Source organism: Streptomyces sp. NBC_00078 (assembly GCF_026343335.1).
GTDB lineage: Bacteria > Actinomycetota > Actinomycetes > Streptomycetales > Streptomycetaceae > Streptomyces.
This window is the reverse complement of the sequence record NZ_JAPELX010000001.1, coordinates 5584696-5604866: the sequence shown is the minus strand read 5'-3', so window position 1 is coordinate 5604866 and position 20171 is coordinate 5584696. Positions and strand designations below refer to the sequence as shown.

The 20171-nt window shown below is 66.7% G+C and carries 31 protein-coding genes; 3 read left to right on the top strand and 28 right to left on the bottom strand.

All coding sequences use genetic code 11. The features are described 5' to 3' along the window. Window positions 1-75 precede the first annotated feature (75 nt). Together coaA and OOK07_RS26420 are read left to right on the top strand one after the other, a co-directional pair. Window positions 76-1065, top strand: a complete 990-nt coding sequence (gene coaA / locus OOK07_RS26425) for a type I pantothenate kinase (protein ID WP_266683882.1) — start codon at window positions 76-78, stop codon at window positions 1063-1065. 16 nt (window positions 1066-1081) lie between these two features. Then, entirely contained in the window at window positions 1082-2011 is a 930-nt protein-coding gene (locus OOK07_RS26420) for a DUF389 domain-containing protein (protein ID WP_266683881.1), read from the top strand. A gap of 98 nt (window positions 2012-2109) precedes the next feature. Here the strand turns inward: OOK07_RS26420 and glmM are convergent, their stop codons facing one another. The 3 genes from glmM to rplM all read right to left on the bottom strand — a co-directional run bounded on the left by glmM (window position 2110) and on the right by rplM (window position 4696). Further along, entirely contained in the window at window positions 2110-3468 is a 1359-nt protein-coding gene (gene glmM, locus OOK07_RS26415) for a phosphoglucosamine mutase (protein ID WP_266683880.1), read from the bottom strand. A gap of 214 nt (window positions 3469-3682) precedes the next feature. After that, window positions 3683-4210, bottom strand: coding sequence for a 30S ribosomal protein S9 (gene rpsI / locus OOK07_RS26410; RefSeq protein WP_266683879.1), 528 nt, complete (start codon window positions 4208-4210; stop codon window positions 3683-3685). A gap of 42 nt (window positions 4211-4252) precedes the next feature. Further along, window positions 4253-4696 (bottom strand): 50S ribosomal protein L13, encoded by a 444-nt coding sequence (gene rplM / locus OOK07_RS26405; RefSeq protein WP_266683878.1) that lies wholly within the window; start codon window positions 4694-4696, stop codon window positions 4253-4255. A gap of 321 nt (window positions 4697-5017) precedes the next feature. Here rplM and OOK07_RS26400 point away from each other — a divergent pair, with 321 nt between their 5' ends. Beyond that, the gene (locus OOK07_RS26400; protein WP_266683877.1) at window positions 5018-5902 is read left to right on the top strand and encodes a hypothetical protein; all 885 of its coding nucleotides are present in this window, start codon (window positions 5018-5020) and stop codon (window positions 5900-5902) included. Window positions 5903-6040: 138 nt separating this feature from the next. Here the strand turns inward: OOK07_RS26400 and truA are convergent, their stop codons facing one another. From truA to rplV, 25 genes are all read right to left on the bottom strand, one after another. Next, window positions 6041-6904 carry a tRNA pseudouridine(38-40) synthase TruA gene (truA, locus tag OOK07_RS26395; RefSeq protein WP_266798863.1) on the bottom strand — a complete coding sequence of 288 codons (864 nt, stop codon included), beginning with the start codon at window positions 6902-6904 and terminating at the stop codon, window positions 6041-6043. Window positions 6905-7047: 143 nt separating this feature from the next. Further along, window positions 7048-7539, bottom strand: a complete 492-nt coding sequence (gene rplQ / locus OOK07_RS26390) for a 50S ribosomal protein L17 (RefSeq protein WP_266683875.1) — start codon at window positions 7537-7539, stop codon at window positions 7048-7050. 85 nt (window positions 7540-7624) lie between these two features. After that, complete coding sequence (locus OOK07_RS26385) at window positions 7625-8647, bottom strand: DNA-directed RNA polymerase subunit alpha (RefSeq protein WP_053661878.1); 1023 nt, start codon at window positions 8645-8647, stop codon at window positions 7625-7627. A 145-nt stretch (window positions 8648-8792) separates the two neighbouring features. After that, window positions 8793-9197, bottom strand: a complete 405-nt coding sequence (gene rpsK / locus OOK07_RS26380; protein ID WP_003956432.1) for a 30S ribosomal protein S11 — start codon at window positions 9195-9197, stop codon at window positions 8793-8795. A 70-nt stretch (window positions 9198-9267) separates the two neighbouring features. Next, window positions 9268-9648: a 30S ribosomal protein S13 gene (gene rpsM / locus OOK07_RS26375; protein WP_266683874.1), complete on the bottom strand. Its 381-nt coding sequence runs from the start codon at window positions 9646-9648 to the stop codon at window positions 9268-9270. A gap of 195 nt (window positions 9649-9843) precedes the next feature. Further along, window positions 9844-9957, bottom strand: a complete 114-nt coding sequence (rpmJ, locus tag OOK07_RS26370) for a 50S ribosomal protein L36 (protein WP_003974245.1) — start codon at window positions 9955-9957, stop codon at window positions 9844-9846. A 59-nt stretch (window positions 9958-10016) separates the two neighbouring features. Further along, on the bottom strand, window positions 10017-10238 hold the full coding sequence (gene infA / locus OOK07_RS26365; RefSeq protein ID WP_003948620.1) for a translation initiation factor IF-1: 222 nt from the start codon (window positions 10236-10238) through the stop codon (window positions 10017-10019). 277 nt (window positions 10239-10515) lie between these two features. Beyond that, window positions 10516-11352, bottom strand: a complete 837-nt coding sequence (gene map, locus OOK07_RS26360; protein ID WP_266802025.1) for a type I methionyl aminopeptidase — start codon at window positions 11350-11352, stop codon at window positions 10516-10518. Between the two features lie 98 nt (window positions 11353-11450). Next, window positions 11451-12113, bottom strand: a complete 663-nt coding sequence (locus OOK07_RS26355) for an adenylate kinase (protein ID WP_266798862.1) — start codon at window positions 12111-12113, stop codon at window positions 11451-11453. Then, window positions 12113-13426 (bottom strand): preprotein translocase subunit SecY, encoded by a 1314-nt coding sequence (gene secY, locus OOK07_RS26350; RefSeq protein ID WP_266798861.1) that lies wholly within the window; start codon window positions 13424-13426, stop codon window positions 12113-12115. The genes OOK07_RS26355 and secY overlap by 1 nt, the downstream gene beginning before the upstream one ends. A 187-nt stretch (window positions 13427-13613) precedes the next feature. Then, on the bottom strand, window positions 13614-14069 hold the full coding sequence (gene rplO, locus OOK07_RS26345) for a 50S ribosomal protein L15 (RefSeq protein WP_266519687.1): 456 nt from the start codon (window positions 14067-14069) through the stop codon (window positions 13614-13616). A 2-nt stretch (window positions 14070-14071) separates the two neighbouring features. Continuing rightward, window positions 14072-14254, bottom strand: coding sequence for a 50S ribosomal protein L30 (gene rpmD, locus OOK07_RS26340; protein WP_005481207.1), 183 nt, complete (start codon window positions 14252-14254; stop codon window positions 14072-14074). After that, entirely contained in the window at window positions 14254-14862 is a 609-nt protein-coding gene (gene rpsE / locus OOK07_RS26335; protein WP_005481208.1) for a 30S ribosomal protein S5, read from the bottom strand. Before rpsE ends, rpmD begins: the two co-directional genes overlap by 1 nt. A 38-nt stretch (window positions 14863-14900) precedes the next feature. Then, window positions 14901-15284 carry a 50S ribosomal protein L18 gene (gene rplR, locus OOK07_RS26330; protein ID WP_266519684.1) on the bottom strand — a complete coding sequence of 128 codons (384 nt, stop codon included), beginning with the start codon at window positions 15282-15284 and terminating at the stop codon, window positions 14901-14903. A 3-nt stretch (window positions 15285-15287) separates the two neighbouring features. Further along, a complete protein-coding gene (gene rplF, locus OOK07_RS26325; RefSeq protein WP_266683869.1) occupies window positions 15288-15827 on the bottom strand; it encodes a 50S ribosomal protein L6 in 540 nt (179 codons plus the stop codon). A 24-nt stretch (window positions 15828-15851) separates the two neighbouring features. Next, the gene (rpsH, locus tag OOK07_RS26320; RefSeq protein WP_014674378.1) at window positions 15852-16250 is read right to left on the bottom strand and encodes a 30S ribosomal protein S8; all 399 of its coding nucleotides are present in this window, start codon (window positions 16248-16250) and stop codon (window positions 15852-15854) included. A gap of 211 nt (window positions 16251-16461) precedes the next feature. Continuing rightward, window positions 16462-16647 (bottom strand): type Z 30S ribosomal protein S14, encoded by a 186-nt coding sequence (locus OOK07_RS26315; protein WP_003948630.1) that lies wholly within the window; start codon window positions 16645-16647, stop codon window positions 16462-16464. Window positions 16648-16652: 5 nt separating this feature from the next. Beyond that, window positions 16653-17210: a 50S ribosomal protein L5 gene (gene rplE, locus OOK07_RS26310; protein ID WP_007494758.1), complete on the bottom strand. Its 558-nt coding sequence runs from the start codon at window positions 17208-17210 to the stop codon at window positions 16653-16655. Beyond that, window positions 17210-17533, bottom strand: a complete 324-nt coding sequence (gene rplX, locus OOK07_RS26305; RefSeq protein WP_266683867.1) for a 50S ribosomal protein L24 — start codon at window positions 17531-17533, stop codon at window positions 17210-17212. Before rplX ends, rplE begins: the two co-directional genes overlap by 1 nt. A gap of 2 nt (window positions 17534-17535) precedes the next feature. Then, window positions 17536-17904, bottom strand: coding sequence for a 50S ribosomal protein L14 (gene rplN / locus OOK07_RS26300; RefSeq protein WP_003992364.1), 369 nt, complete (start codon window positions 17902-17904; stop codon window positions 17536-17538). 132 nt (window positions 17905-18036) lie between these two features. Further along, window positions 18037-18324 carry a 30S ribosomal protein S17 gene (gene rpsQ, locus OOK07_RS26295; protein ID WP_266519676.1) on the bottom strand — a complete coding sequence of 96 codons (288 nt, stop codon included), beginning with the start codon at window positions 18322-18324 and terminating at the stop codon, window positions 18037-18039. Then, window positions 18324-18548, bottom strand: a complete 225-nt coding sequence (gene rpmC / locus OOK07_RS26290) for a 50S ribosomal protein L29 (protein WP_266683865.1) — start codon at window positions 18546-18548, stop codon at window positions 18324-18326. Before rpmC ends, rpsQ begins: the two co-directional genes overlap by 1 nt. Then, on the bottom strand, window positions 18548-18967 hold the full coding sequence (gene rplP, locus OOK07_RS26285; RefSeq protein WP_266798860.1) for a 50S ribosomal protein L16: 420 nt from the start codon (window positions 18965-18967) through the stop codon (window positions 18548-18550). Before rplP ends, rpmC begins: the two co-directional genes overlap by 1 nt. 5 nt (window positions 18968-18972) lie before the next feature. Further along, complete coding sequence (rpsC, locus tag OOK07_RS26280; protein WP_266683863.1) at window positions 18973-19812, bottom strand: 30S ribosomal protein S3; 840 nt, start codon at window positions 19810-19812, stop codon at window positions 18973-18975. Next, the gene (gene rplV / locus OOK07_RS26275; RefSeq protein ID WP_030619142.1) at window positions 19812-20159 is read right to left on the bottom strand and encodes a 50S ribosomal protein L22; all 348 of its coding nucleotides are present in this window, start codon (window positions 20157-20159) and stop codon (window positions 19812-19814) included. Before rplV ends, rpsC begins: the two co-directional genes overlap by 1 nt. Window positions 20160-20171 lie beyond the last annotated feature (12 nt).

Genomic DNA, 20171 nt, shown 5'->3' with positions numbered 1-20171 from the left:
CGGTCGTACGCCACCCCGAAGCGAACGTGACGGACCCCACCCGCCGCCCTGTTCAAACTCCGTTAACAATGGACTGTGATCTCTCCGGTCTCCTCGATACCCCGGAGCGCCCACCGGCACAGGCCGGAGGCGACTCCCTACGTCGACCTCACCCGAGCCGAGTGGAGCGCGCTGCGCGAGAAGACGCCGCTGCCGCTCACCGCCGAGGAGGTCGAGAAGCTGCGCGGTCTGGGCGATGTCATCGACCTCGACGAGGTGCGGGACATCTACCTCCCGCTCTCCCGCCTCCTCAATCTCTACATCGGCGCCACGGACGGCCTGCGCGGCGCCCTGAACACCTTCCTCGGCGAACAGGGCTCCCAGTCCGGCACCCCGTTCGTGATAGGCGTCGCGGGCTCGGTCGCCGTAGGAAAGTCCACGGTGGCCCGGCTTCTGCAGGCCCTGCTCTCCCGCTGGCCGGAACACCCGCGCGTCGAACTCGTCACGACCGACGGATTCCTGCTCCCCACCAGGGAGTTGCAGGCCCGCGGCCTGATGTCGCGGAAGGGTTTCCCCGAGTCCTACGACCGCCGCGCCCTCACCCGCTTCGTCGCCGACATCAAGGCCGGCAAGGACGAGGTGACGGCCCCCGTCTACTCCCACCTCATCTACGACATCGTCCCCGACCAGCGGCTGACGGTCCGTCGCCCCGACATCCTCATCGTCGAGGGCCTGAACGTCCTGCAGCCCGCCCTCCCGGGCAAGGACGGCCGCACCCGCGTCGGTCTCGCCGACTACTTCGACTTCAGTGTCTACGTCGACGCCCGCACCGAGGACATCGAGCGCTGGTACCTCCACCGCTTCCGCAGGCTGCGCGAGACGGCCTTCCAGAACCCGTCCTCGTACTTCCGCAAGTACACCCAGGTCGCCGAGGAGGAGGCCCTCGACTACGCCGGCACGATGTGGCGCACCATCAACAAGCCCAACCTGGTCGAGAACATCGCCCCCACCCGCGGCCGGGCCACCCTGGTCGTCCGCAAGGGCCCGGACCACAAGGTGCAGCGCCTGAGCCTGCGCAAACTGTGACGGCTAGTCTGCCGCCATGCTGCACCTGCGCCTGATCACGCCCTCCGGCAGGACCGACGACGCGGTCCGCCTGATCGAGAAGACGGTCGGCACCGCCCATGTCGTCGTGCTGCCGGGAGCCGCCCGCAACCCCGCGGGGGACGTGGTGATGTGCGACGTCGCGCGCGAGGCGGGCGACGAACTCATCACCGGCCTCCAGCAGTTGGGCATCGAGCAGACCGGTTCCATCGCCGTCGAGAACATCGACCTGTCCCTGTCCAAGCGCGCCGACAAGGCCGAGGCGGAGGCACCCGGCGAAGGCGCGGACGCCGTCCTGTGGGAGCAGCTCGCCGACGCGACACACGAGGAGTCGACGCTCTCCATCACCTACGTCGCCTTCATCACGCTCGCCACGATGATCGCGGCCTGCGGTGTCGTACTCGACAACGCGATCCTGATCGTGGGCGCGATGGCGGTCGGGCCGGAGTTCGGCCCACTGGCCGGCATCTTCACGGCGATCGTGCGGCGTGCACCGCGGCTCGCGCTTCGCTCGCTGACCGCGCTGCTCGTCGGTTTCGCCGTCGCCATGCTGGTGACGGTCGGCTTCACCTACTTCATGGACGGGGTGAGCCTGTTCAGCGAGGTGAAGCTGGACGCCTTGCGGCCCAACACCAACTTCATCTACCGGCCCGACTGGTTCTCCTTCGTCGTCGCCGTCCTGGCCGGCATCGCCGGCACCCTCTCGCTGACGTCGGCGAAGTCGGGCCTGCTGGTCGGCGTCGCGATCTCGGTCACCACGGTCCCGGCGGCCGCGAACGCAGCCGTGGCCTTCGCCTACGGCCAGTACAAGCAGGCCTGGGGCTCCACCGAGCAACTCCTGCTGAACCTGCTGGGCATCGTTTTGGCCGGCACTCTGACACTCCTGGCCCAAAAGCGGCTGTGGTCCGTTCAGCGCCGCCGAGCGTAGCGACCCTTCAGGGGGCCGGGGACTGCGCGACCAGCCGCGGCTGACCCGCAGCCCGCCCACGACAGAGCCCCCCACAACAGACCCTCCACCCCGGTCATTCAGCCCAGCGCGGACTTCACGGCATCCGCAAGCCGCCCGGCAACAGACCGCGCCTGATCAATATCCGCCGCCTCGACCATCACGCGAACCAACGGCTCCGTTCCGGACGGCCGCAGCAACACCCGCCCGGTGGCCCCGAGTTCCCGCTCCGCCTCGGCAACGGCAGTGGCGAGTTCGGCCGAGTTCCCGACCCGGGACCGGTCCACGTCGGGCACATTGACCAGCACCTGCGGCAACCGCTCCATCACGGACGCCAGATCCCGCAGCGTACGACCGCTTTCGGCGACCCGGGCCGCCAGCATGAGTCCGGTCAGGGTGCCGTCACCGGTGGTCGCGTGGTCGAGAATGATCACGTGCCCGGACTGCTCGCCCCCGAGCGCGTACCCGTGCTCCTTCATCTCCTCCAGAACGTAACGGTCACCGACCGCTGTCTGGACGAGGCTGAGCCCTTCCCTCTCCAAGGCCAGCTTGAAGCCCAGGTTGGACATGACCGTCGCGACAACAGTGTCCTCGCGCAGTACGGAACGCTCACGCATGGCCAGCGCGATGACGGCCAGGATCTGGTCCCCGTCGACCTCGGCACCGGTGTGGTCCACGGCGAGGCAGCGGTCGGCGTCACCGTCGTGCGCGATCCCGAGCGCGGCCCCGTGCTCGACTACGGCGGCCTTCAGTGTGTCCAGATGAGTCGATCCGCAGCCGTCGTTGATGTTGAGCCCGTCCGGCTCGGCACCGATCGTGATCACTTCGGCGCCGGCGCGCGAGAACACCTCCGGCGACACCCGGGCGGCAGCTCCGTGCGCCTCGTCGAGGACGATCTTCAGCCCGTCCAGACGGTTCGGGAGCGCGGCCATGAGGTGGGCGACGTACTGGTCGAACCCTTCGTCGTACGACCGCACGCGCCCGACGCCCGCGCCCGTGGGCCGCTCCCAGGGCTCACCGTGGCGGTGGGACTCGTAGACGCCCTCGATCCTGTCCTCCAGGTCGTCGGCGAGCTTGTGGCCGCCGCGGGCGAAGAACTTGACGCCGTTGTCGGGCATGGCGTTGTGGCTCGCCGAGAGCATGACGCCGAGGTCGGCGCCGAGCGCCCCCGTGAGAAACGCCACCGCCGGAGTGGGCAGCACACCCACGCGCAGGACGTCCACGCCCGCGCTGGCGAGGCCGGCGACCACGGCGGCCTCCAGGAACTCCCCTGAGGCACGCGGGTCCCGTCCGACGACCGCCGTCGCCCGGTGGCCCTGGAAGGAGCCCGCCTCGGCCAGTACGTGCGCCGCGGCAACGGAGAGGCCGAGCGCCATCTCCGCCGTCAGGTCCGCGTTGGCGACGCCGCGCACGCCGTCCGTGCCGAAGAGTCGTCCCACTTGTCCTCCTGAGGAAGCGTCAGTTTCGAAAGCCGGTGCAGCCGCAGCTCGCACACGCGACTCCCGCATCCCAGGCATTCCATGCCTGGGCATCCGATCACACAAGCCTTTGAGCCTCTTGTGCCGTTATACGCCCCAGCCTGTGATAAACGAACGCCCCGACAGCACTGTGGCGTGCCGCCGGGGCGTTCGGAGTGCGTACAGGCAGCTGCGATTAACGCTTGCTGTACTGCGGAGCCTTACGGGCCTTCTTCAGACCGGCCTTCTTGCGCTCGACCGCACGGTCGTCGCGGCGGAGGTAGCCGGCCTTCTTCAGGGCGCCGCGGTTGTTGTCCACGTCGGCCTCGTTCAGGGCGCGGGCCACGCCGAGGCGCAGGGCACCGGCCTGGCCGGAGACGCCGCCACCCGAGATGCGGGCGATGACGTCGTAGCGGCCGTCGAGCTCGAGCACCTTGAAGGGCTCGTTGACTTCCTGCTGGTGGACCTTGTTCGGGAAGTAGTCCTCGAGCGTGCGCCCGTTGACCTTCCACTTGCCGGTGCCGGGCACGATGCGAACGCGCGCGATGGCGTTCTTGCGACGGCCCAGGCCGGCGGCCGGCTGCGGGTCGCCGAAGCGGCCGGCGAGGGACTCCGAGGTGTACTCGCCCTCGACGGGGACCTCGGACTCGGTGGTGTAGCTCTCGATGTCGGCCAGCTCGGTCTCGGTCTCTTCGACCGGCTGCTCAACGGTGGTCTCGGCCACGATGCTCCTCAGATTCTCTTCAGTCTTAGGGGGTGGCCGGACTTACTGCGCGACCTGGGTGATCTCGAACGGCACCGGCTGCTGTGCAGCGTGCGGGTGCTGGTCGCCCGAGTAGACCTTCAGCTTGGTGAGCATCTGACGGCCCAGGGTGTTCTTGGGGAGCATGCCCTTGACGGCCTTCTCGACGGCCTTCTCGGGGTTCTTGTCCAGCAGCTCGTCGTAACGGACCGAGCGCAGACCACCCGGGTAACCGGAGTGGCGGTACGCCATCTTCTGGGTCCGCTTGTTGCCGGAGAGGTGCACCTTGTCGGCGTTGATGATGATGACGAAGTCACCGGTGTCGACGTGAGGGGCGTAGATCGGCTTGTGCTTGCCCCGCAGAAGGGACGCGGCGGTCGTGGCGAGACGACCCAGGACAACGTCCTGAGCGTCGATGACGTGCCACTGGCGCGTCACATCGCCGGGCTTGGGGCTGTACGTACGCACGGTTCGTAGCCTTCGCTTCGAGTGAATGGTCCTGAACAGGTCACCGAAACGATCACGACAGCCTGAGCCACTGCGGCGACGCATACCGCGTACGTGGGGTCGCTGGTCATCGGCCCGGTGGACCGGTGTAAGGGCCCGTCCCGTGAGAATGAGCAAGCCAATACACAACGAAGAAGCAGAATACCTGCCCGGGCCCGAACGGGTCAAAACGAGGTCGCCGCGCATCACCGGGACCGAGATGTACATCCCTGCCGGAAAGGTCCCCGGCGGCCTTGCCGGAGCCACATCAGCACCCTCCGGCCCCCGTCTAAGATGCGCCCCATGAGCTATGGGCAGCAGGGGGGACCCCCGTCGCAGTGGGACCCCTGGAAACCGAACTCCCAGCAGCCGTGGACCAGCGGCAGCGACGGCCCGACCCCGGACTGGGCGGCGCTCGCCGAGGCGTCCGAGACACGCAACAAGCGGCGTCGGCTGCTGTTCATCGGCGGCGGCGCGGTCGCCACCATCGCGATAGGCACCGCCGTCGCCATGGCTGTCGTGTCGGCGAACGGCGACAACCGGGCCTCGGGCGACCCGGGCAACGTACCGGCGAGCGGGTCCATCCCGAGCAGCAGCCCGACGGCCCCCTCCTTCGCGCCGACCAGCGCCCCGCCCCCGCTGGACCCGAAGGACTTCGTCTCCAGCAAGAACAAGGACACGGCCCCGCTCAGCGTGGAGACCCTCTTCCCGGGAGAGCAGCTGACCGTCGCGGGTTCGACCGTGTACAAGAAGGGCGCGACGGCCGACACGAACAAGTGCTCCTCGGCCGTCAAGGGCAGCTACGCCAACCTCCTCACCTCGAACGACTGCACCCGCCTGCTGCGCGCCACGTACACGAAGGACGGCGTGGCGGTGACGGTCGGCGTGGCCGTCTTCGACACGAAGGCGCAGGCGACCAAGGTCAAGAGCACCGCGGACAAGCAGGGCTTCATGCAACCGCTGTCCGGCGCCGGCGTGAAGGCCTTCTGCGACGGCGCGAAGTGCCGTATGACGACCAACTCCTACGGCCGCTACGCCTACTTCACGACCGCCGGCTTCACCAACGGCAAGGACGTCACGAACGCGAGCACGGCGGCGTTCAAGGCCGGCGACGACCTGGCGCAGTTCGTTTTCAGCCAGATCCGCCGCCGGGGCGAGGCCCAGGCATCGGCCGCAGCGCTCGGGTAGCGGCCCCTCGGGTCCGCGCACGCGCCGAGCGCCCGGTTGCTTCGCCCCGCCGTCATACGGCGGGGCGAACTGCTGTCGGGAGGCTGATGCCACGCGTCGCCGCCGGGACCGGCCGGTGACCCCTCCGGCTGCCCGGGGTCAGCAGCAGCCCGCGGGCGACCCCGGCAGGGTCCGCCGGTTCCGCGCCTCCTTGCCGCGCGCGGCGAGCAGTTCGTCGGCCGGGTAGCCGACCTCTTCCAGGGTCAGGCCGTGCGGCCGTACGACATGCACGGCCGAGTCGCGTACGCCGGCCGCGAGCACCTTTCCCGGCCAGTCCGGCCCACGGTGCCCGTCCCCCACGAACAGCAGCGCCCCGATCAGTGACCGCACCATGTTGTGGCAGAAGGCGTCGGCCCGCACGGTGGCGGTGATGATCCCGTCGGCCCCTCGCTCCAGGCTCAGCCGCTGAAGCGTACGGATGGTGGTCGCGCCCTCCCGCTTCTTGCAGTAGGCGGCGAAGTCGTGCTCGCCCAGCAGCCGTTCGGCCGCCTCGTTCATGGCGTCGACGTCGAGCGGCCAGTCGTGCCACAGGACGTGATTGCGCAGCAGCGGGTCCACTCCGCCGGGGTTGTCGGTGACCCGGTACGCGTAGCGCCGCCAGACGGCCGAGAAACGGGCGTTGAAGCCGCTGGGAGCCTCCCTGAGGGCCCACACCCGCACATCCCTCGGCAGCCGCCCGCCAAGCCGCTTGAGCAGCTTGTCGTGGTGCGCTCCCCAGACCTCCCGGGGCAGATCGACATGGGCCACCTGCCCCCGCGCATGCACCCCGGCATCGGTCCGCCCGGCCACGGTCAGCTCGTACGTCGTCCCCCCGGACCGCGTGACGGTCCGCAGCGCGTCCTCGATCTCCCCCTGCACGGTCCGCCTGCCACCGGCCTGCTTCGCCCACCCGGAGAACTCGCTCCCGTCGTAGGAGAGATCGAGACGGACACGAACGTAACCGGGCTCTACTTCGTCACTCACCCAGAGATCCTCTCAGCAACAAAAAGCGGGCCCGCTCCTCGAAAGGAACGGACCCGCTGACGCACCCCTTCAGGGGCGCGGGGAACTGCGCGAGCAACCACGACGAAGCCGCAGCCGCCGGCGAACAGGACCCGGCAGAACGCTTACGCGTCCTTGGACTCCTCGGCCTCGTCGGCCTTGGTGTCCTCGACGACCTCGGCGGGAGCCGCAGCCTCGGCGTCCTTCGAGGCACGCTTGGTGGCGGCCTCCGCCTCACCCGTCGCCTGCTGCGCAACCGTCAGCGCCTCGACCAGCTCGATGACAGCCATGGGCGCGTTGTCGCCACGGCGGTTACCGATCTTGGTGATGCGGGTGTAGCCACCCGGACGGTTCTCGTAGCGCGGGCCGATCTCGGTGAAGAGCGTGTGGACGATGCTCTTGTCCGTGATGACCTGCAGCACCTGGCGGCGGTTGTGAAGGTCGCCCTTCTTCGCCTTGGTGACCAGACGCTCGGCGTAAGGACGAAGGCGGCGGGCCTTCGCCTCGGTGGTGGTGATACGGCCGTGCTCGAAGAGCGCCTTCGCGAGGTTCGCGAGGAGCAGCTTCTCGTGCGCGGCGCTGCCGCCCAGACGGGCACCCTTGGTGGGCTTCGGCATTGTTCTTCTCCTGTGTGTCTGCCCCGGCCGTATCAGGTACCGGGGTCAGGAACCCGGCGAGCGGATGCTCACCGGCAACGACCGATCAGTACTGCTCGGTCTCCACGAAACCCGCGTCCGCGTCGTCGTCGGCGCCGAAGGCGTCGGCGGCGGCCGTGGGGTCGAATCCGGGCGGGCTGTCCTTCAGGGCCAGGCCCATGCCGGCCAGCTTCGCCTTGACCTCGTCGATGGACTTCGCACCGAAGTTGCGGATGTCCAGGAGGTCGGCCTCGGAACGAGCCACGAGCTCACCCACGGAGTGGATGCCCTCGCGCTTGAGGCAGTTGTACGACCGGACGGTGAGCTCCAGCTCCTCGATCGGCAGCGCCAGATCGGCGGCAAGGGCGGCGTCCGTCGGGGACGGACCCATGTCGATGCCCTCGGCGTCGATGTTCAGCTCGCGGGCGAGACCGAACAGCTCGACCAGGGTCTTACCGGCCGACGCCATGGCGTCACGCGGACGCATCGCCTGCTTGGTCTCGACGTCGACGATCAGCTTGTCGAAGTCGGTGCGCTGCTCGACACGGGTCGCCTCGACCTTGTACGTGACCTTCAGCACGGGGCTGTAGATGGAGTCGACCGGGATACGGCCGATCTCCTGGCCCACCTGCTTGTTCTGCACGGCGGAGACATAACCGCGGCCACGCTCGACCGTCAGCTCCATCTCCAGCTTGCCCTTGCCGTTGAGCGTGGCGAGGACCAGGTCGGGGTTGTGCACCTCGACACCGGCCGGGGGCGCGATGTCGGCGGCGGTGACCAGACCCGGGCCCTGCTTGCGCAGGTACATCACGACCGGCTCGTCGTGCTCCGAGGAGACGACCAGCTGCTTGATGTTGAGGATCAGGTCGGTGACGTCCTCCTTGACACCCGGCACGGTGGTGAACTCGTGCAGAACACCGTCGACACGGATGGACGTGACCGCCGCACCCGGGATCGAGGAGAGGAGCGTACGACGCAGGGAGTTGCCGAGGGTGTAGCCGAAGCCCGGCTCCAGCGGCTCGATCACGAACCGGGAGCGGAACTCGTCGACGACCTCTTCGGTCAACGAGGGACGCTGAGCGATCAGCATGTGTGGATCAGATCCTTCTTTCGTGGACGCCCGCTATTTGACGTCCGACGGAAACCGCACCTGGTGAGAAGTGCGGGTATTGCAAGGGTACGGGCGATACGGCATTACAGAGCCGTACCGCCCGAATCCTCAAAGCAACCGTGCGTCAGACGCGGCGACGCTTCGGCGGACGGCAGCCGTTGTGGGGGGTCGGGGTGACGTCCTGGATGGAGCCGACCTCGAGGCCCGTGGCCTGCAGGGAGCGGATCGCGGTCTCACGACCGGAACCCGGGCCCTTCACGAACACGTCGACCTTGCGCATGCCGTGCTCCTGGGCGCGGCGGGCAGCCGACTCGGCAGCCATCTGCGCGGCGAACGGCGTGGACTTCCGGGAACCCTTGAAGCCGACGTGGCCGGCGGAGGCCCAGGAGATCACGTTGCCCGACGGGTCCGTGATGGAGACGATCGTGTTGTTGAACGTGCTCTTGATGTGCGCGTGACCGTGAGCGACGTTCTTCTTTTCCTTGCGGCGCACCTTCTTGGCAGCGCCCTGACGACCCTTGGGGGGCATCTACAAACTCCTACGGGGAGGTGGTCGGTCCTACAGCGAAGACCGCTGGTGAAGCGTTGTCCGCTGAGGACTACTTCTTGCCCGGCTTCTTCTTGCCGGCGATGGCGCGACGCGGGCCCTTGCGGGTACGGGCGTTCGTGCTGGTGCGCTGACCGCGGACCGGCAGACCACGACGGTGACGCAGGCCCTGGTAGCAGCCGATCTCGACCTTGCGGCGGATGTCGGCCTGGATCTCGCGACGGAGGTCACCCTCGGTCTTGATGTTGTTGTCGACGAACTCGCGGATCGCGACGAGCTGCTCCTCGGAGAGGTCGCGGACGCGGGTGTTCGGGTCGACGCCGGTCGCTGCCAGCGTCGCCTGCGAGAGAGTCCGGCCGATGCCGAACACATAGGTGAGGGCGACCTCCACACGCTTTTCGCGCGGGATGTCAACACCGGAAACGCGTGCCATTCAATGGCTCCAGTTGATCCTCGGAGGTCTTCCGCAGAACCGGTTCCCGGCCGCCGTACGAGGTACGAACCGGGTCCCCGGCCTCCGAACCGGGGGTGTCAGGCACCTTCGGTGCCCGGGTCCTGCGTATGAACAATTCAGCTCGCGTCGCGCGAATCCCTGCGATGTCGATGCAGAGGGACGGTCGATCGTGCGTCAGCCCTGGCGCTGCTTGTGGCGCGGGTTGTCGCAGATGACCATGACCCGACCGTGACGGCGGATCACCCTGCACTTGTCGCAGATCTTCTTGACGCTCGGCTTGACCTTCATGGGATTGAGGTTCTCCGGGTCAGTGCCACCACCCCGCCGAAACGGGATGCGGGCAAGATCTACTTGTAGCGGTAGACGATCCGGCCACGGGTCAGGTCGTACGGAGACAACTCCACCACGACCCGGTCGTCAGGGAGGATGCGGATGTAGTGCATACGCATCTTGCCGCTGATGTGTGCCAGGACCTGGTGGCCGTTCTGGAGCTCGACCTTGAACATGGCGTTCGGAAGAGACTCGACGACAGTGCCCTCGATCTCGATGGCACCTTGCTTCTTGGCCACGCTTCGCCCTTCGAATCGACTACCTTGATCGACTCCCGCACTTTTCCCTTACGGGCGCATGCGGACATGCGGGTGCACGAGAGCCGACGAGTCAGTCTACGTCAGCGCATCCGGAAAGACGAATCGAGAAAGAGTGCCCGGAAGCGGAGATCATTAAGCGCCCACTTCGGAGCGCACCGCCGGAAGCGCCCTTTCAGGGGCGCTTGGGCTGCGTCGATATGCGGCTCCGCCGGGTGGGCGCGACAAGCCCCCACCGGGCCGCAGCTTCGAACGGTACTCAGCCGAGCGGATCCGGCGCAGCCGTGATCCCGAGCTCGGCGAGCTTGGCCCTGCCCCCGTCGGGAGACGTCAGCACCAGCGGACCCTCCTCGGCCAGCGCAACACTGTGCTCCCAGTGGGAGGACCAGGTGCCGTCCGTGGTGATGACCGTCCAGTCGTCGGAGAGGACCTCGGTCCTGGGAGTGCCCAGGGAGACCATCGGCTCGATCGCGAGGCAGAAACCGGGGACCAGCTTGGGTCCCTTGCCGCGGCGCTTCTCCACGTAGTTCAGCAGGTGCGGGTCCATGTGCATCTCGGTGCCGATGCCGTGGCCGCCGTAGTCCTCGATGATCCCGTACTTGCCGCCGCCCGGCTTCGGCTGGCGGCGGATGTAGGTCTCGATGGCACGGGAGACGTCGACGAGCCGGTTCCCCTGCTTCATCGCCGCGATGCCGGCCCACATCGACTCCTCCGTGACCCGGGAGAGCTCGATCAGCTCGGGGGCGTGGCCGGAACCCACGAAGGCCGTGTACGCCGCGTCGCCGTGCCAGCCGTCGATGATCGCGCCGCAGTCGATGGAGATGACGTCGCCGTCCTTCAGGACGACGTCGTCGGAGGGGATGCCATGGACGACGACCTCGTTGACGGAGGTGCAGATCGTGGCCGGGAAGCCGCCGTAGCCAAGGAAGTTCGGCTTCGCGTCGTACTCCGCGAGCACCTTGCGGGCGACCTGGTCCAGGTCCTTGGTGGTGGCCCCGGGCACCGCGGCCTCACGGGTGGCCGCGTGGATGGCGGCGACGACCAGCCCCGCCTCACGCATCTTGGCGATCTGCTCGGGGGTCTTGATCTGCACCATGGGTGGCCTGCGCTCTCCGTCACTCACGTCAATCGTTACCTGCACAACACTACGGCCGTGACGCCCCTGCGGGTGCCACGGCCGTAACTGGCTGACGGCTACTTGCCGTCGTCCTCGCGCTTGAGGGCTTCCAGCGCCCGCTGCGTGACCTCGCCCACCGGGCCGAGGGACGAGATCGTGACGACCAGTCCCTGTGCCTTGTAGTAGTCGATGATCGGCTCGGTCTGCGTGTGGTAGACCTCGAGCCGCGTGCGCACGGTCTCCTCGGAGTCGTCGTCACGCTGGTAGAGCTCGCCGCCGCAGACGTCGCAAACGCCTTCCTTCTTCGGCGCGCTGTACGTCTCGTGGAACACGTGCGCCGAGTCGTTGCGGCAGATGCGCCGGCCGGCGATCCGCTTGACGACCTCTTCCTCGGGGACTTCGAGGTCGAGTACCGCGTCCAGTTTGATGCCCTCGGTCTTGAGCAGCTCGTCGAGCGCCTCGGCCTGCGAGACGTTGCGCGGGAAACCGTCCAGCAGGAAGCCGCCCTCGGCGTCCGGCTGCTCCATGCGGTCCTTGGCCATCGCGATGGTCACCTCGTCGGGGACGAGGTTGCCGGCGTCCATGTAGGACTTCGCGAGTTTCCCGAGCTCTGTCTGCTGGCTGATGTTGGCGCGGAACAGGTCGCCCGTGGAGATGTGCGGGATGCGCAGCTTGTCGGCAAGGCGAGTGGCCTGCGTGCCCTTCCCTGCACCCGGCGGCCCGACGAGGACGATTCGCATCAGCGGAGGAACCCTTCGTAATTGCGCTGCTGGAGCTGGCTCTCGATTTGCTTCACCGTCTCAAGACCCACACCCACGATGATCAGGATGCTCGTCCCGCCGAAGGGGAAGTTACCGGTTGCCCCGAACCCGACCAACGCCATCGTTGGTACGAGAGCGATCAGCCCCAGATACAGCGAACCCGGCCAGGTGATCCGGTTGAGTACGTAGCTCAGGTACTCAGCGGTCGGTCGGCCAGCCCGGATGCCCGGGATGAAGCCACCATACTTCTTCATGTTGTCGGCGACTTCTTCGGGGTTGAAGGAGATCGCCACGTAGAAGAACGCGAAGAAAACGATCAGCAAGAAGTAGCTGACCAGGTAAATCGGGTGGTCACCCTTGGTCAGGTTCTGCTCGACCCAGGTCTTCCAGCCGGCCTTGCTCCCCGAGAACTGAGCGATCAGTGCCGGGATGTAGAGCAGCGACGAGGCGAAGATGACGGGAATCACACCCGCCTGGTTGACCTTCAGCGGGATGTAGGTCGACGTACCACCGTAGGAACGGCGGCCGATCATGCGCTTCGCGTACTGCACGGGAATGCGCCGCTGGGCCTGCTCGACGAAGACCACCAGGCCGACCATGACCAGTCCGACCAGGATGACGGTGCTGAACTCGATCCAGCCGTCGGCCAGCTTGCCCTGCTTCTTGATGGCCCACAGGGCCGAGGGGAAGGTCGCGGCGATCGAGATGAACATCAGGATCGACATGCCGTTGCCGATGCCGCGGTCGGTGATGAGCTCGCCCAGCCACATCACGACGGCCGTACCGGCAGTCATGCAGATGACCATGGTGATGGTGGTGAAGATCGCCTGGTCGGGGACGATCTGGCTGGCAGCCGAGCAGCTGCCGAACAGGGCACCGCTGCGCGCGGTGGCCACCAGGCCGGTGCCTTGCAGGATGGCGAGCGCCACCGTCAGGTAACGCGTGTACTGCGTGATCTTCGCGGTACCGGCCTGTCCCTCCTTCTTGAGGGCTTCCAGACGCGGGATCACGACGGTCAGCAGCTGCAGAATGATGCTCGCCGTGATGTAGGGCATGATGCCCAGGGCAAAGATCGTGATCTGCAGCAGTGCACCACCGCTGAACATGTTCACGAGACCGAAGAGACCCTGGGTGCCGGACGCCTGGTCAACGCACGTCTGGACGGCCTTGTAGTTGACGCCGGGGATCGGGACATGGGTACCAACCCGGTACACCACGATGATGGCGAGTGTGAAGAGCAGCTTCTTGCGCAGGTCGGGCGTCCTGAACGCCCGGGCGAACGCGGTGAGCACGGTGCCTCCTGCGACCCCCGCGCAACTGCGTCAAGGGTGACGGTCTTGAGGTTCGACGGATACAAAGAAGAACAGTGCAGGCTACCTTACCGGCGGCACTGCTCCCCGTGGAACGACCAACCGGGGATACCTCAGTGTGAGGTATCCCCGGTCGGGAGTGCTTACGTCATCGAGACGCCTGAGGAATTCAGACGAGCTCGGTGACGGTGCCGCCTGCGGCGGTGATCTTCTCCTTGGCGGAGCCGGAGACGGCGTCGACCGTCACCTGCAGCGCCACGGAGATCTCGCCCTGGCCGAGGACCTTGACGAGGCTGTTCTTGCGAACGGCACCCTTGGCCACCAGACCCTCGACGGTGACCTCGCCACCCTCGGGGTACAGGGACGCCAGCTTGTCGAGGTTCACGACCTGGAACTCGACCTTGAAGGGGTTCTTGAAGCCCTTCAGCTTCGGGAGACGCATGTGGAGGGGCATCTGGCCACCCTCGAAGCGCTCCGGAACCTGGTAACGGGCCTTCGTGCCCTTGGTACCACGACCAGCCGTCTTACCCTTCGACGCCTCACCACGACCCACACGGGTCTTGGCGGTCTTGGCGCCCGGGGCGGGACGGAGGTTGTGGATCTTGAGCGGGTTGTTCTCCGCCATGATCAGTCGACCTCCTCGACCGTCACGAGGTGGCGGACGGTGTGCACCATTCCGCGGAACTCGGGGCGGTCCTCCTTGACGACCTGCGTGTTGATGCCCTTGAGACCAAGGGAGCGCAGGGTGTCACGGTGGTTCTGCTTGCTGCCGATGTACGACTTCGTCTGCGTGATCTTGAGCTGAGCCATTACGCAGCACCAGCCCCGGCACGCGCCCGCAGCAGAGCCGCGGGAGCGACGTCCTCGAGGGGCAGACCACGGCGGGCCGCGATCTCCTCGGGACGCTGCAGACCCTTCAGGGCCGCCACGGTCGCGTGCACGATGTTGATCGCGTTCGACGAACCGAGCGACTTCGACAGGATGTCGTGCACGCCGGCGCACTCGAGCACCGCACGCACCGGGCCACCGGCGATAACGCCGGTACCGGGGGACGCGGGCTTGAGCAGCACGACGCCGGCAGCCTTCTCACCCGTGATCGGGTGCGGGATGGTGCCCTGGATACGGGGGACCTTGAAGAAGTGCTTCTTGGCCTCTTCAACACCCTTGGCGATCGCGGCCGGCACCTCCTTGGCCTTGCCGTAACCGACACCCACGGTGCCATCGCCATCGCCCACCACGACCAGCGCGGTGAAGCTGAAACGACGACCACCCTTCACAACCTTGGCGACGCGGTTGATCGCGACAACGCGCTCAACGTACGCGGTCTTCTCGGCGGCAGCAGCGCCGCCGTCACGGCCCTTCCGGTCCCGCCGCTCGCCGCCACCGGCACCGCTTCCACGGCGCTGGGGTCCAGCCATTGGATTACCTCTCTCTTTCCGCTAGCTACGGAAGCGACTCAGAACTTGAGTCCGGCTTCGCGGGCGGCGTCCGCCAGGGCGGCGATGCGCCCGGCGTACTGGTTGCCACCACGGTCGAATACGACAGCCTCGACGCCGGCGGCCTTGGCGCGCTCAGCGACCAGGGCACCGACCGACTTGGCCTGCGCGGACTTGTCGCCCTCGCCACCGCGGATCGAGGTGTCCAGGGTCGACGCCGACGCCAGGGTGTGACCCTTGATGTCGTCGATGACCTGGGCCACGATGTGGCGGTTCGAGCGGGTAACGACCAGACGCGGACGCTCCGCCGTACCGTTGATGTGCTTACGGATCCGGATGTGGCGGCGCTTGATCGCGGCGCGCTTGTAGGCGTCGCCCTTGAGGATCTTCTGTCCGTATGCCATGGCTTACTTACCCGCCTTTCCGACCTTGCGGCGGATGACTTCGCCCTCGTACTTGACGCCCTTGGCCTTGTACGGGTCAGGCTTGCGCAGCTTGCGGATGTTCGCCGCAACCTCGCCGACCTTCTGCTTGTCGATGCCCTCGACCGAGAAGTGCGTCGGGTTCTCGACCTTGAACGAGATGCCCTCGGGCGCCTCGACGGTGATCGAGTGGCTGTAGCCGAGCGCGAACTCGAGGTTCGAGCCCTTGGCCGCAACGCGGTAACCGACACCGCTGATCTCGAGCTTCTTCACGTAACCCTGGGTCACGCCGGTGATCATGTTCGCCACCAGCGTGCGGGACAGGCCGTGCAGGGCCTTGTTCTGACGCTCGTCGTTGGGGCGGGTGACGTTGAGAACGCCGTCCTCACCCTTGGCGATGTCGATCGGCGCGGCAACAGTGTGAGTCAGCGAGCCCTTGGGCCCCTTGACCGACACGGTACGGCCGTCGATGGTGACGTCCACGCCGGCGGGAACCGTGATGGGGAGCTTGCCAATGCGCGACATAGCTGTTTCCTCCGTTCCCTTCCGCTACCAGACGTAGGCGAGGACTTCTCCGCCTACGCCCTTCTTGCCGGCCTGCTTGTCGGTCAGGAGACCGTGCGACGTGGAGATGATCGCCACGCCGAGGCCACCGAGGACCTTGGGCAGGTTGGTGGACTTCGCGTACACCCGGAGACCGGGCTTGGAGATCCGCTTGATGCCCGCGATGGAGCGCTCACGGTTCGGGCCGAACTTCAGCTCGAGGACGAGGTTCTTGCCGACCTCGGCGTCCTCGACCTTCCAGCCCGTGATGAAGCCCTCCTGCTGGAGGATCTCCGCGATGTGAGACTTGATCTTGGAGTGCGGCATCGACACCGAGTCGTGGTACGCCGAGTTCGCGTTCCGCAGACGCGTAAGCATGTCTGCGATCGGATCAGTCATGGTCATGAATTGGCCTTCGGCCTCTCTCGCCGGGGTTTCCAGGTGCCCATCCCTCTCCTCGATCCGAGACGAGGCGGGTGCGGTGCGGTGGACCTACGGCGTAGTAAGTCGTACGGGCGACCGTCAGGCGCCCAACCCTCCAAGCCTAAGCCATGGAGAGGAGGGCGCCTGACACGCCCATTGCTTACCGAGAGTCCTGGGATCCCTAAAAGGGGGATTACCAGGAGCTCTTGGTCACGCCCGGCAGCTCGCCACGGTGAGCCATCTCACGAAGGCACACGCGGCACAGGCCGAACTTGCGGTACACGGAGTGGGGACGGCCGCAGCGCTGGCAGCGCGTGTAGCCACGCACACCGAACTTGGGCTTGCGAGCAGCCTTTGCGATCAGAGCCTTCTTCGCCATCTCGCTCACGCCTCCTTGAAGGGGAAGCCGAGGTGACGAAGGAGCGCACGGCCCTCAGCGTCGTTGGTCGCCGTGGTCACCACGGTGATGTCCATACCTCGGACGCGGTCGATCTTGTCCTGGTCGATCTCGTGGAACATGACCTGCTCCGTGAGACCGAAGGTGTAGTTGCCACGGCCGTCGAACTGCTTGGGGGACAGACCACGGAAGTCGCGGATGCGCGGCAGCGCGAGCGACAGGGTGCGGTCCAGGAACTCCCACATGCGGTCGCCACGAAGCGTGACGTGGGCACCGATCGGCTGACCCTCGCGCAGCTTGAACTGCGCGATGGACTTGCGGGCCTTGGTGACGGCCGGCTTCTGACCGGTGATCGTGGTGAGGTCGCGGATGGCGCCCTCGATCAGCTTGGAGTCGCGGGCGGCGTCGCCCACACCCATGTTGACCACGATCTTGACGAGGCCGGGGATCTGCATGACGTTCTCGTACTTGAACTCGTCACGCAGCTTGCCCGCGATCTCCTCGCGGTACTTCGTCTTGAGACGCGGAGTGGTGGTGGTAGCCATCAGATGTCCTCACCCGTCCGCTTGGCAACGCGAACCTTGTTGCCCTCGTCGTCGAAGCGGTAACCGACACGCGTGACGACCTTGTTGCCGTCCTTCTCAACGACCAGCTGGACGTTGGAGACGTGGATCGGCGCCTCGGTCGTGACGATGCCGCCGGCCTGCGAACCGCTGGCGGTCGGGCCGGCCTTGGTGTGCTTCTTGACCCGGTTGACACCCTCGACCAGGACGCGGTCCTCGCGGGGGTAGGCCGCGATGACCTTGCCCTGCTTGCCCTTGTCCTTACCGGTGATGACCTGAACCAGGTCGCCCTTCTTGATCTTCATGCTTACAGCACCTCCGGAGCCAGCGAGATGATCTTCATGAACTTCTTCTCGCGCAGCTCCCGGCCGACCGGGCCGAAGATGCGGGTGCCACGAGGGTCGCCGTCGTTCTTCAGAATGACAGCGGCGTTCTCGTCGAAGCGGATGTACGAGCCGTCCGGACGGCGGCGCTCCTTGACGGTGCGAACGATGACCGCCTTGATGACGTCACCCTTCTTCACGTTGCCGCCGGGGATCGCGTCCTTGACGGTGGCGACGATGACGTCACCGATGCCCGCGTAGCGGCGACCGGAGCCACCGAGCACACGGATGCAAAGGATTTCCTTCGCACCAGTGTTGTCGGCGACACGCAGTCGCGACTCCTGCTGGATCACGTCTATCTCCTGTTTGTCTGCCGGTTCCCGGCAGGGGTCCCTTCACGAACCCCTGCCGAGCCTGGCGGAACTGTCCTGCGAGGCAACTGCCCCGCAGGCCTGCTTTGGGAATTCCCTTGCGGGAATTACCTGCTACTTGGCCTTCTCGAGGATCTCGACGACGCGCCAGCGCTTCGTCGCGGACAGCGGCCGGGTCTCCGCGAGGAGGACACGGTCGCCGACACCCGCGGCGTTCTGCTCGTCGTGCGCCTTGAGCTTGTTCGTACGGCGGATGACCTTGCCGTACAGCGCGTGCTTGACGCGGTCCTCGACAGCGACGACGACGGTCTTGTCCATCTTGTCGCTGACGACGAGACCCTCACGGGTCTTGCGTGCGCCGCGCGCCTCGGTCGTCTCTTCAGTCACATTGTTCTCGCTCATCAGGCGTTCTCCACCGTTTCGATGCCCAGCTCACGCTCGCGCATCAGGGTGTAGATCCGCGCGATGTCCTTGCGGACCGCCTTCAGACGGCCATGGTTCTCGAGCTGCCCAGTCGCCGCCTGGAAGCGGAGGTTGAACAGTTCTTCCTTGGCTTCGCGGAGCTTCGCAAGAAGCTCCTCGTCACCCAGCTCGCGCAGCTCGGACGCCTTGGTACCGACCGACATCACGCTTCACCTGCCTCGCGCTTGACGATCCGGCACTTCATCGGCAGCTTGTGGGCCGCACGAGTCAGAGCTTCACGCGCAATCTTTTCATTGGGGTACGACAGCTCGAACATCACGCGTCCGGGCTTGACGTTGGCGATCCACCACTCCGGCGAACCCTTACCGGAACCCATGCGGGTCTCGGCAGGCTTCTTGGTGAGGGGACGGTCCGGGTAGATGTTGATCCAGACCTTGCCACCACGCTTGATGTGACGCGTCATGGCAATACGAGCGGCCTCGATCTGGCGGTTCGTCACATAGGCCGGGGTGAGCGCCTGGATGCCGTACTCGCCGAACGCAATCTGCGTGCCGCCCTTGGCAGCGCCGCTGCGCTTCGGGTGGTGCTGCTTGCGGTGCTTGACCCTACGGGGGATCAGCATGTCGGTCAGGCCTCCGTTCCGGTGCTCTCAGCCGGAGCGGCAGCCGCCGGAGCCTCGGCCTTGGGGGCCTCGGCGGCGGGAGCCTGCTGCGGCTTGCGACCGCGACCGCCGCGCTCGCCACCACGGCCACCACGGGCCGGGCGGTCGGCGCCGCCGCCGCCACCACGGGCCGGGCGGTTGCCGGCGCGGGCAGCAGCGTTCTCGGCGCGGACCTCGGCGATGTTCTTGACGTCGCCCTTGTAGATCCAGACCTTCACACCGATGCGGCCGAAGGTCGTCTTGGCCTCGAAGAAGCCGTAGTCCACGTTCGCGCGGAGCGTGTGCAGGGGCACACGGCCCTCGCGGTAGAACTCCGAGCGGGACATCTCGGCGCCGCCGAGGCGGCCGCCGCACTGGATCTTGATGCCCTTGGCGCCGGCCTTCATCGTGCCCTGCATGCTCTTACGCATGGCGCGACGGAAGGAGACGCGGGAGGAGAGCTGCTCGGCAACGGCCTGAGCAACCAGCTGAGCGTCCGTCTCGGGGCTCTTGACCTCGAGGATGTTCAGCTGGACCTGCTTGCCCGTGAGCTTCTCGAGGTCACCGCGGATGCGGTCGGCCTCGGCGCCACGGCGGCCGATGACGATGCCCGGACGAGCGGTGTGGATGTCCACACGCACGCGGTCACGGGTGCGCTCGATCTCAACCTTCGAGATACCGGCGCGCTCCATGCCGGACGTCATCATCCGACGGATGGCGACGTCTTCCTTGACGTAGTCCTTGTACAGCTTGTCGGCGTACCACCGGGACTTGAAGTCCGTGGTGACACCGAGCCGGAACCCATGCGGGTTAACCTTCTGGCCCATTACCGGGTTCCTTCCTTGCTGCTGACGACCACGGTGATGTGGCTGGTCCGCTTGCGGATCCGGTAGGCACGGCCCTGGGCGCGCGGCCGGAACCGCTTCAGGGTCGGACCCTCGTCGACGTACGCCTCGGAGATGACGAGGCTGTCGGCGTCGGTGTGGTCGTAGTTGTGCGCGGCGTTGGCGATGGCGCTGTCGAGCACCTTGCCGACGGGCACTGAGGCTGCCTGCGGAGCGAATCGCAGAACAGCCTGAGCCTCCGTGGCGTCCATGCCACGGATAAGGTCCACCACGCGGCGGGCCTTCATGGGCGTAACGCGGATGTACCGCGCCTGGGCCCTGGCTTCCATGGTTGTCCCTCT

What these genes read in the sequence shown, in the direction of transcription:
- OOK07_RS26420 (WP_266683881.1), top strand. Translation starts at nt 1,082, where the DNA reads ATGCTGCACCTGCGCCTGATCACGCCCTCCGGCAGGACCGACGACGCG.
- OOK07_RS26400 (WP_266683877.1), top strand. Translation starts at nt 5,018, where the DNA reads ATGAGCTATGGGCAGCAGGGGGGACCCCCGTCGCAGTGGGACCCCTGG.
- rplQ (WP_266683875.1), bottom strand. Translation starts at nt 7,539, where the DNA reads ATGCCGAAGCCCACCAAGGGTGCCCGTCTGGGCGGCAGCGCCGCGCAC.
- OOK07_RS26385 (WP_053661878.1), bottom strand. Translation starts at nt 8,647, where the DNA reads ATGCTGATCGCTCAGCGTCCCTCGTTGACCGAAGAGGTCGTCGACGAG.
- rpsK (WP_003956432.1), bottom strand. Translation starts at nt 9,197, where the DNA reads ATGCCCCCCAAGGGTCGTCAGGGCGCTGCCAAGAAGGTGCGCCGCAAG.
- rpsM (WP_266683874.1), bottom strand. Translation starts at nt 9,648, where the DNA reads ATGGCACGCGTTTCCGGTGTTGACATCCCGCGCGAAAAGCGTGTGGAG.
- rpmJ (WP_003974245.1), bottom strand. Translation starts at nt 9,957, where the DNA reads ATGAAGGTCAAGCCGAGCGTCAAGAAGATCTGCGACAAGTGCAGGGTG.
- map (WP_266802025.1), bottom strand. Translation starts at nt 11,352, where the DNA reads ATGGTGCAGATCAAGACCCCCGAGCAGATCGCCAAGATGCGTGAGGCG.
- OOK07_RS26355 (WP_266798862.1), bottom strand. Translation starts at nt 12,113, where the DNA reads ATGCGAATCGTCCTCGTCGGGCCGCCGGGTGCAGGGAAGGGCACGCAG.
- rplO (WP_266519687.1), bottom strand. Translation starts at nt 14,069, where the DNA reads ATGGCGGAGAACAACCCGCTCAAGATCCACAACCTCCGTCCCGCCCCG.
- rpmD (WP_005481207.1), bottom strand. Translation starts at nt 14,254, where the DNA reads ATGGCTCAGCTCAAGATCACGCAGACGAAGTCGTACATCGGCAGCAAG.
- rpsE (WP_005481208.1), bottom strand. Translation starts at nt 14,862, where the DNA reads ATGGCTGGACCCCAGCGCCGTGGAAGCGGTGCCGGTGGCGGCGAGCGG.
- rplR (WP_266519684.1), bottom strand. Translation starts at nt 15,284, where the DNA reads ATGGCATACGGACAGAAGATCCTCAAGGGCGACGCCTACAAGCGCGCC.
- rplF (WP_266683869.1), bottom strand. Translation starts at nt 15,827, where the DNA reads ATGTCGCGCATTGGCAAGCTCCCCATCACGGTTCCCGCCGGCGTGGAC.
- rpsH (WP_014674378.1), bottom strand. Translation starts at nt 16,250, where the DNA reads ATGACCATGACTGATCCGATCGCAGACATGCTTACGCGTCTGCGGAAC.
- OOK07_RS26315 (WP_003948630.1), bottom strand. Translation starts at nt 16,647, where the DNA reads ATGGCGAAGAAGGCTCTGATCGCAAAGGCTGCTCGCAAGCCCAAGTTC.
- rplE (WP_007494758.1), bottom strand. Translation starts at nt 17,210, where the DNA reads ATGGCTACCACCACCACTCCGCGTCTCAAGACGAAGTACCGCGAGGAG.
- rplX (WP_266683867.1), bottom strand. Translation starts at nt 17,533, where the DNA reads ATGAAGATCAAGAAGGGCGACCTGGTTCAGGTCATCACCGGTAAGGAC.
- rpsQ (WP_266519676.1), bottom strand. Translation starts at nt 18,324, where the DNA reads ATGAGCGAGAACAATGTGACTGAAGAGACGACCGAGGCGCGCGGCGCA.
- rpmC (WP_266683865.1), bottom strand. Translation starts at nt 18,548, where the DNA reads ATGTCGGTCGGTACCAAGGCGTCCGAGCTGCGCGAGCTGGGTGACGAG.
- rplP (WP_266798860.1), bottom strand. Translation starts at nt 18,967, where the DNA reads ATGCTGATCCCCCGTAGGGTCAAGCACCGCAAGCAGCACCACCCGAAG.
- rpsC (WP_266683863.1), bottom strand. Translation starts at nt 19,812, where the DNA reads ATGGGCCAGAAGGTTAACCCGCATGGGTTCCGGCTCGGTGTCACCACG.
- rplV (WP_030619142.1), bottom strand. Translation starts at nt 20,159, where the DNA reads ATGGAAGCCAGGGCCCAGGCGCGGTACATCCGCGTTACGCCCATGAAG.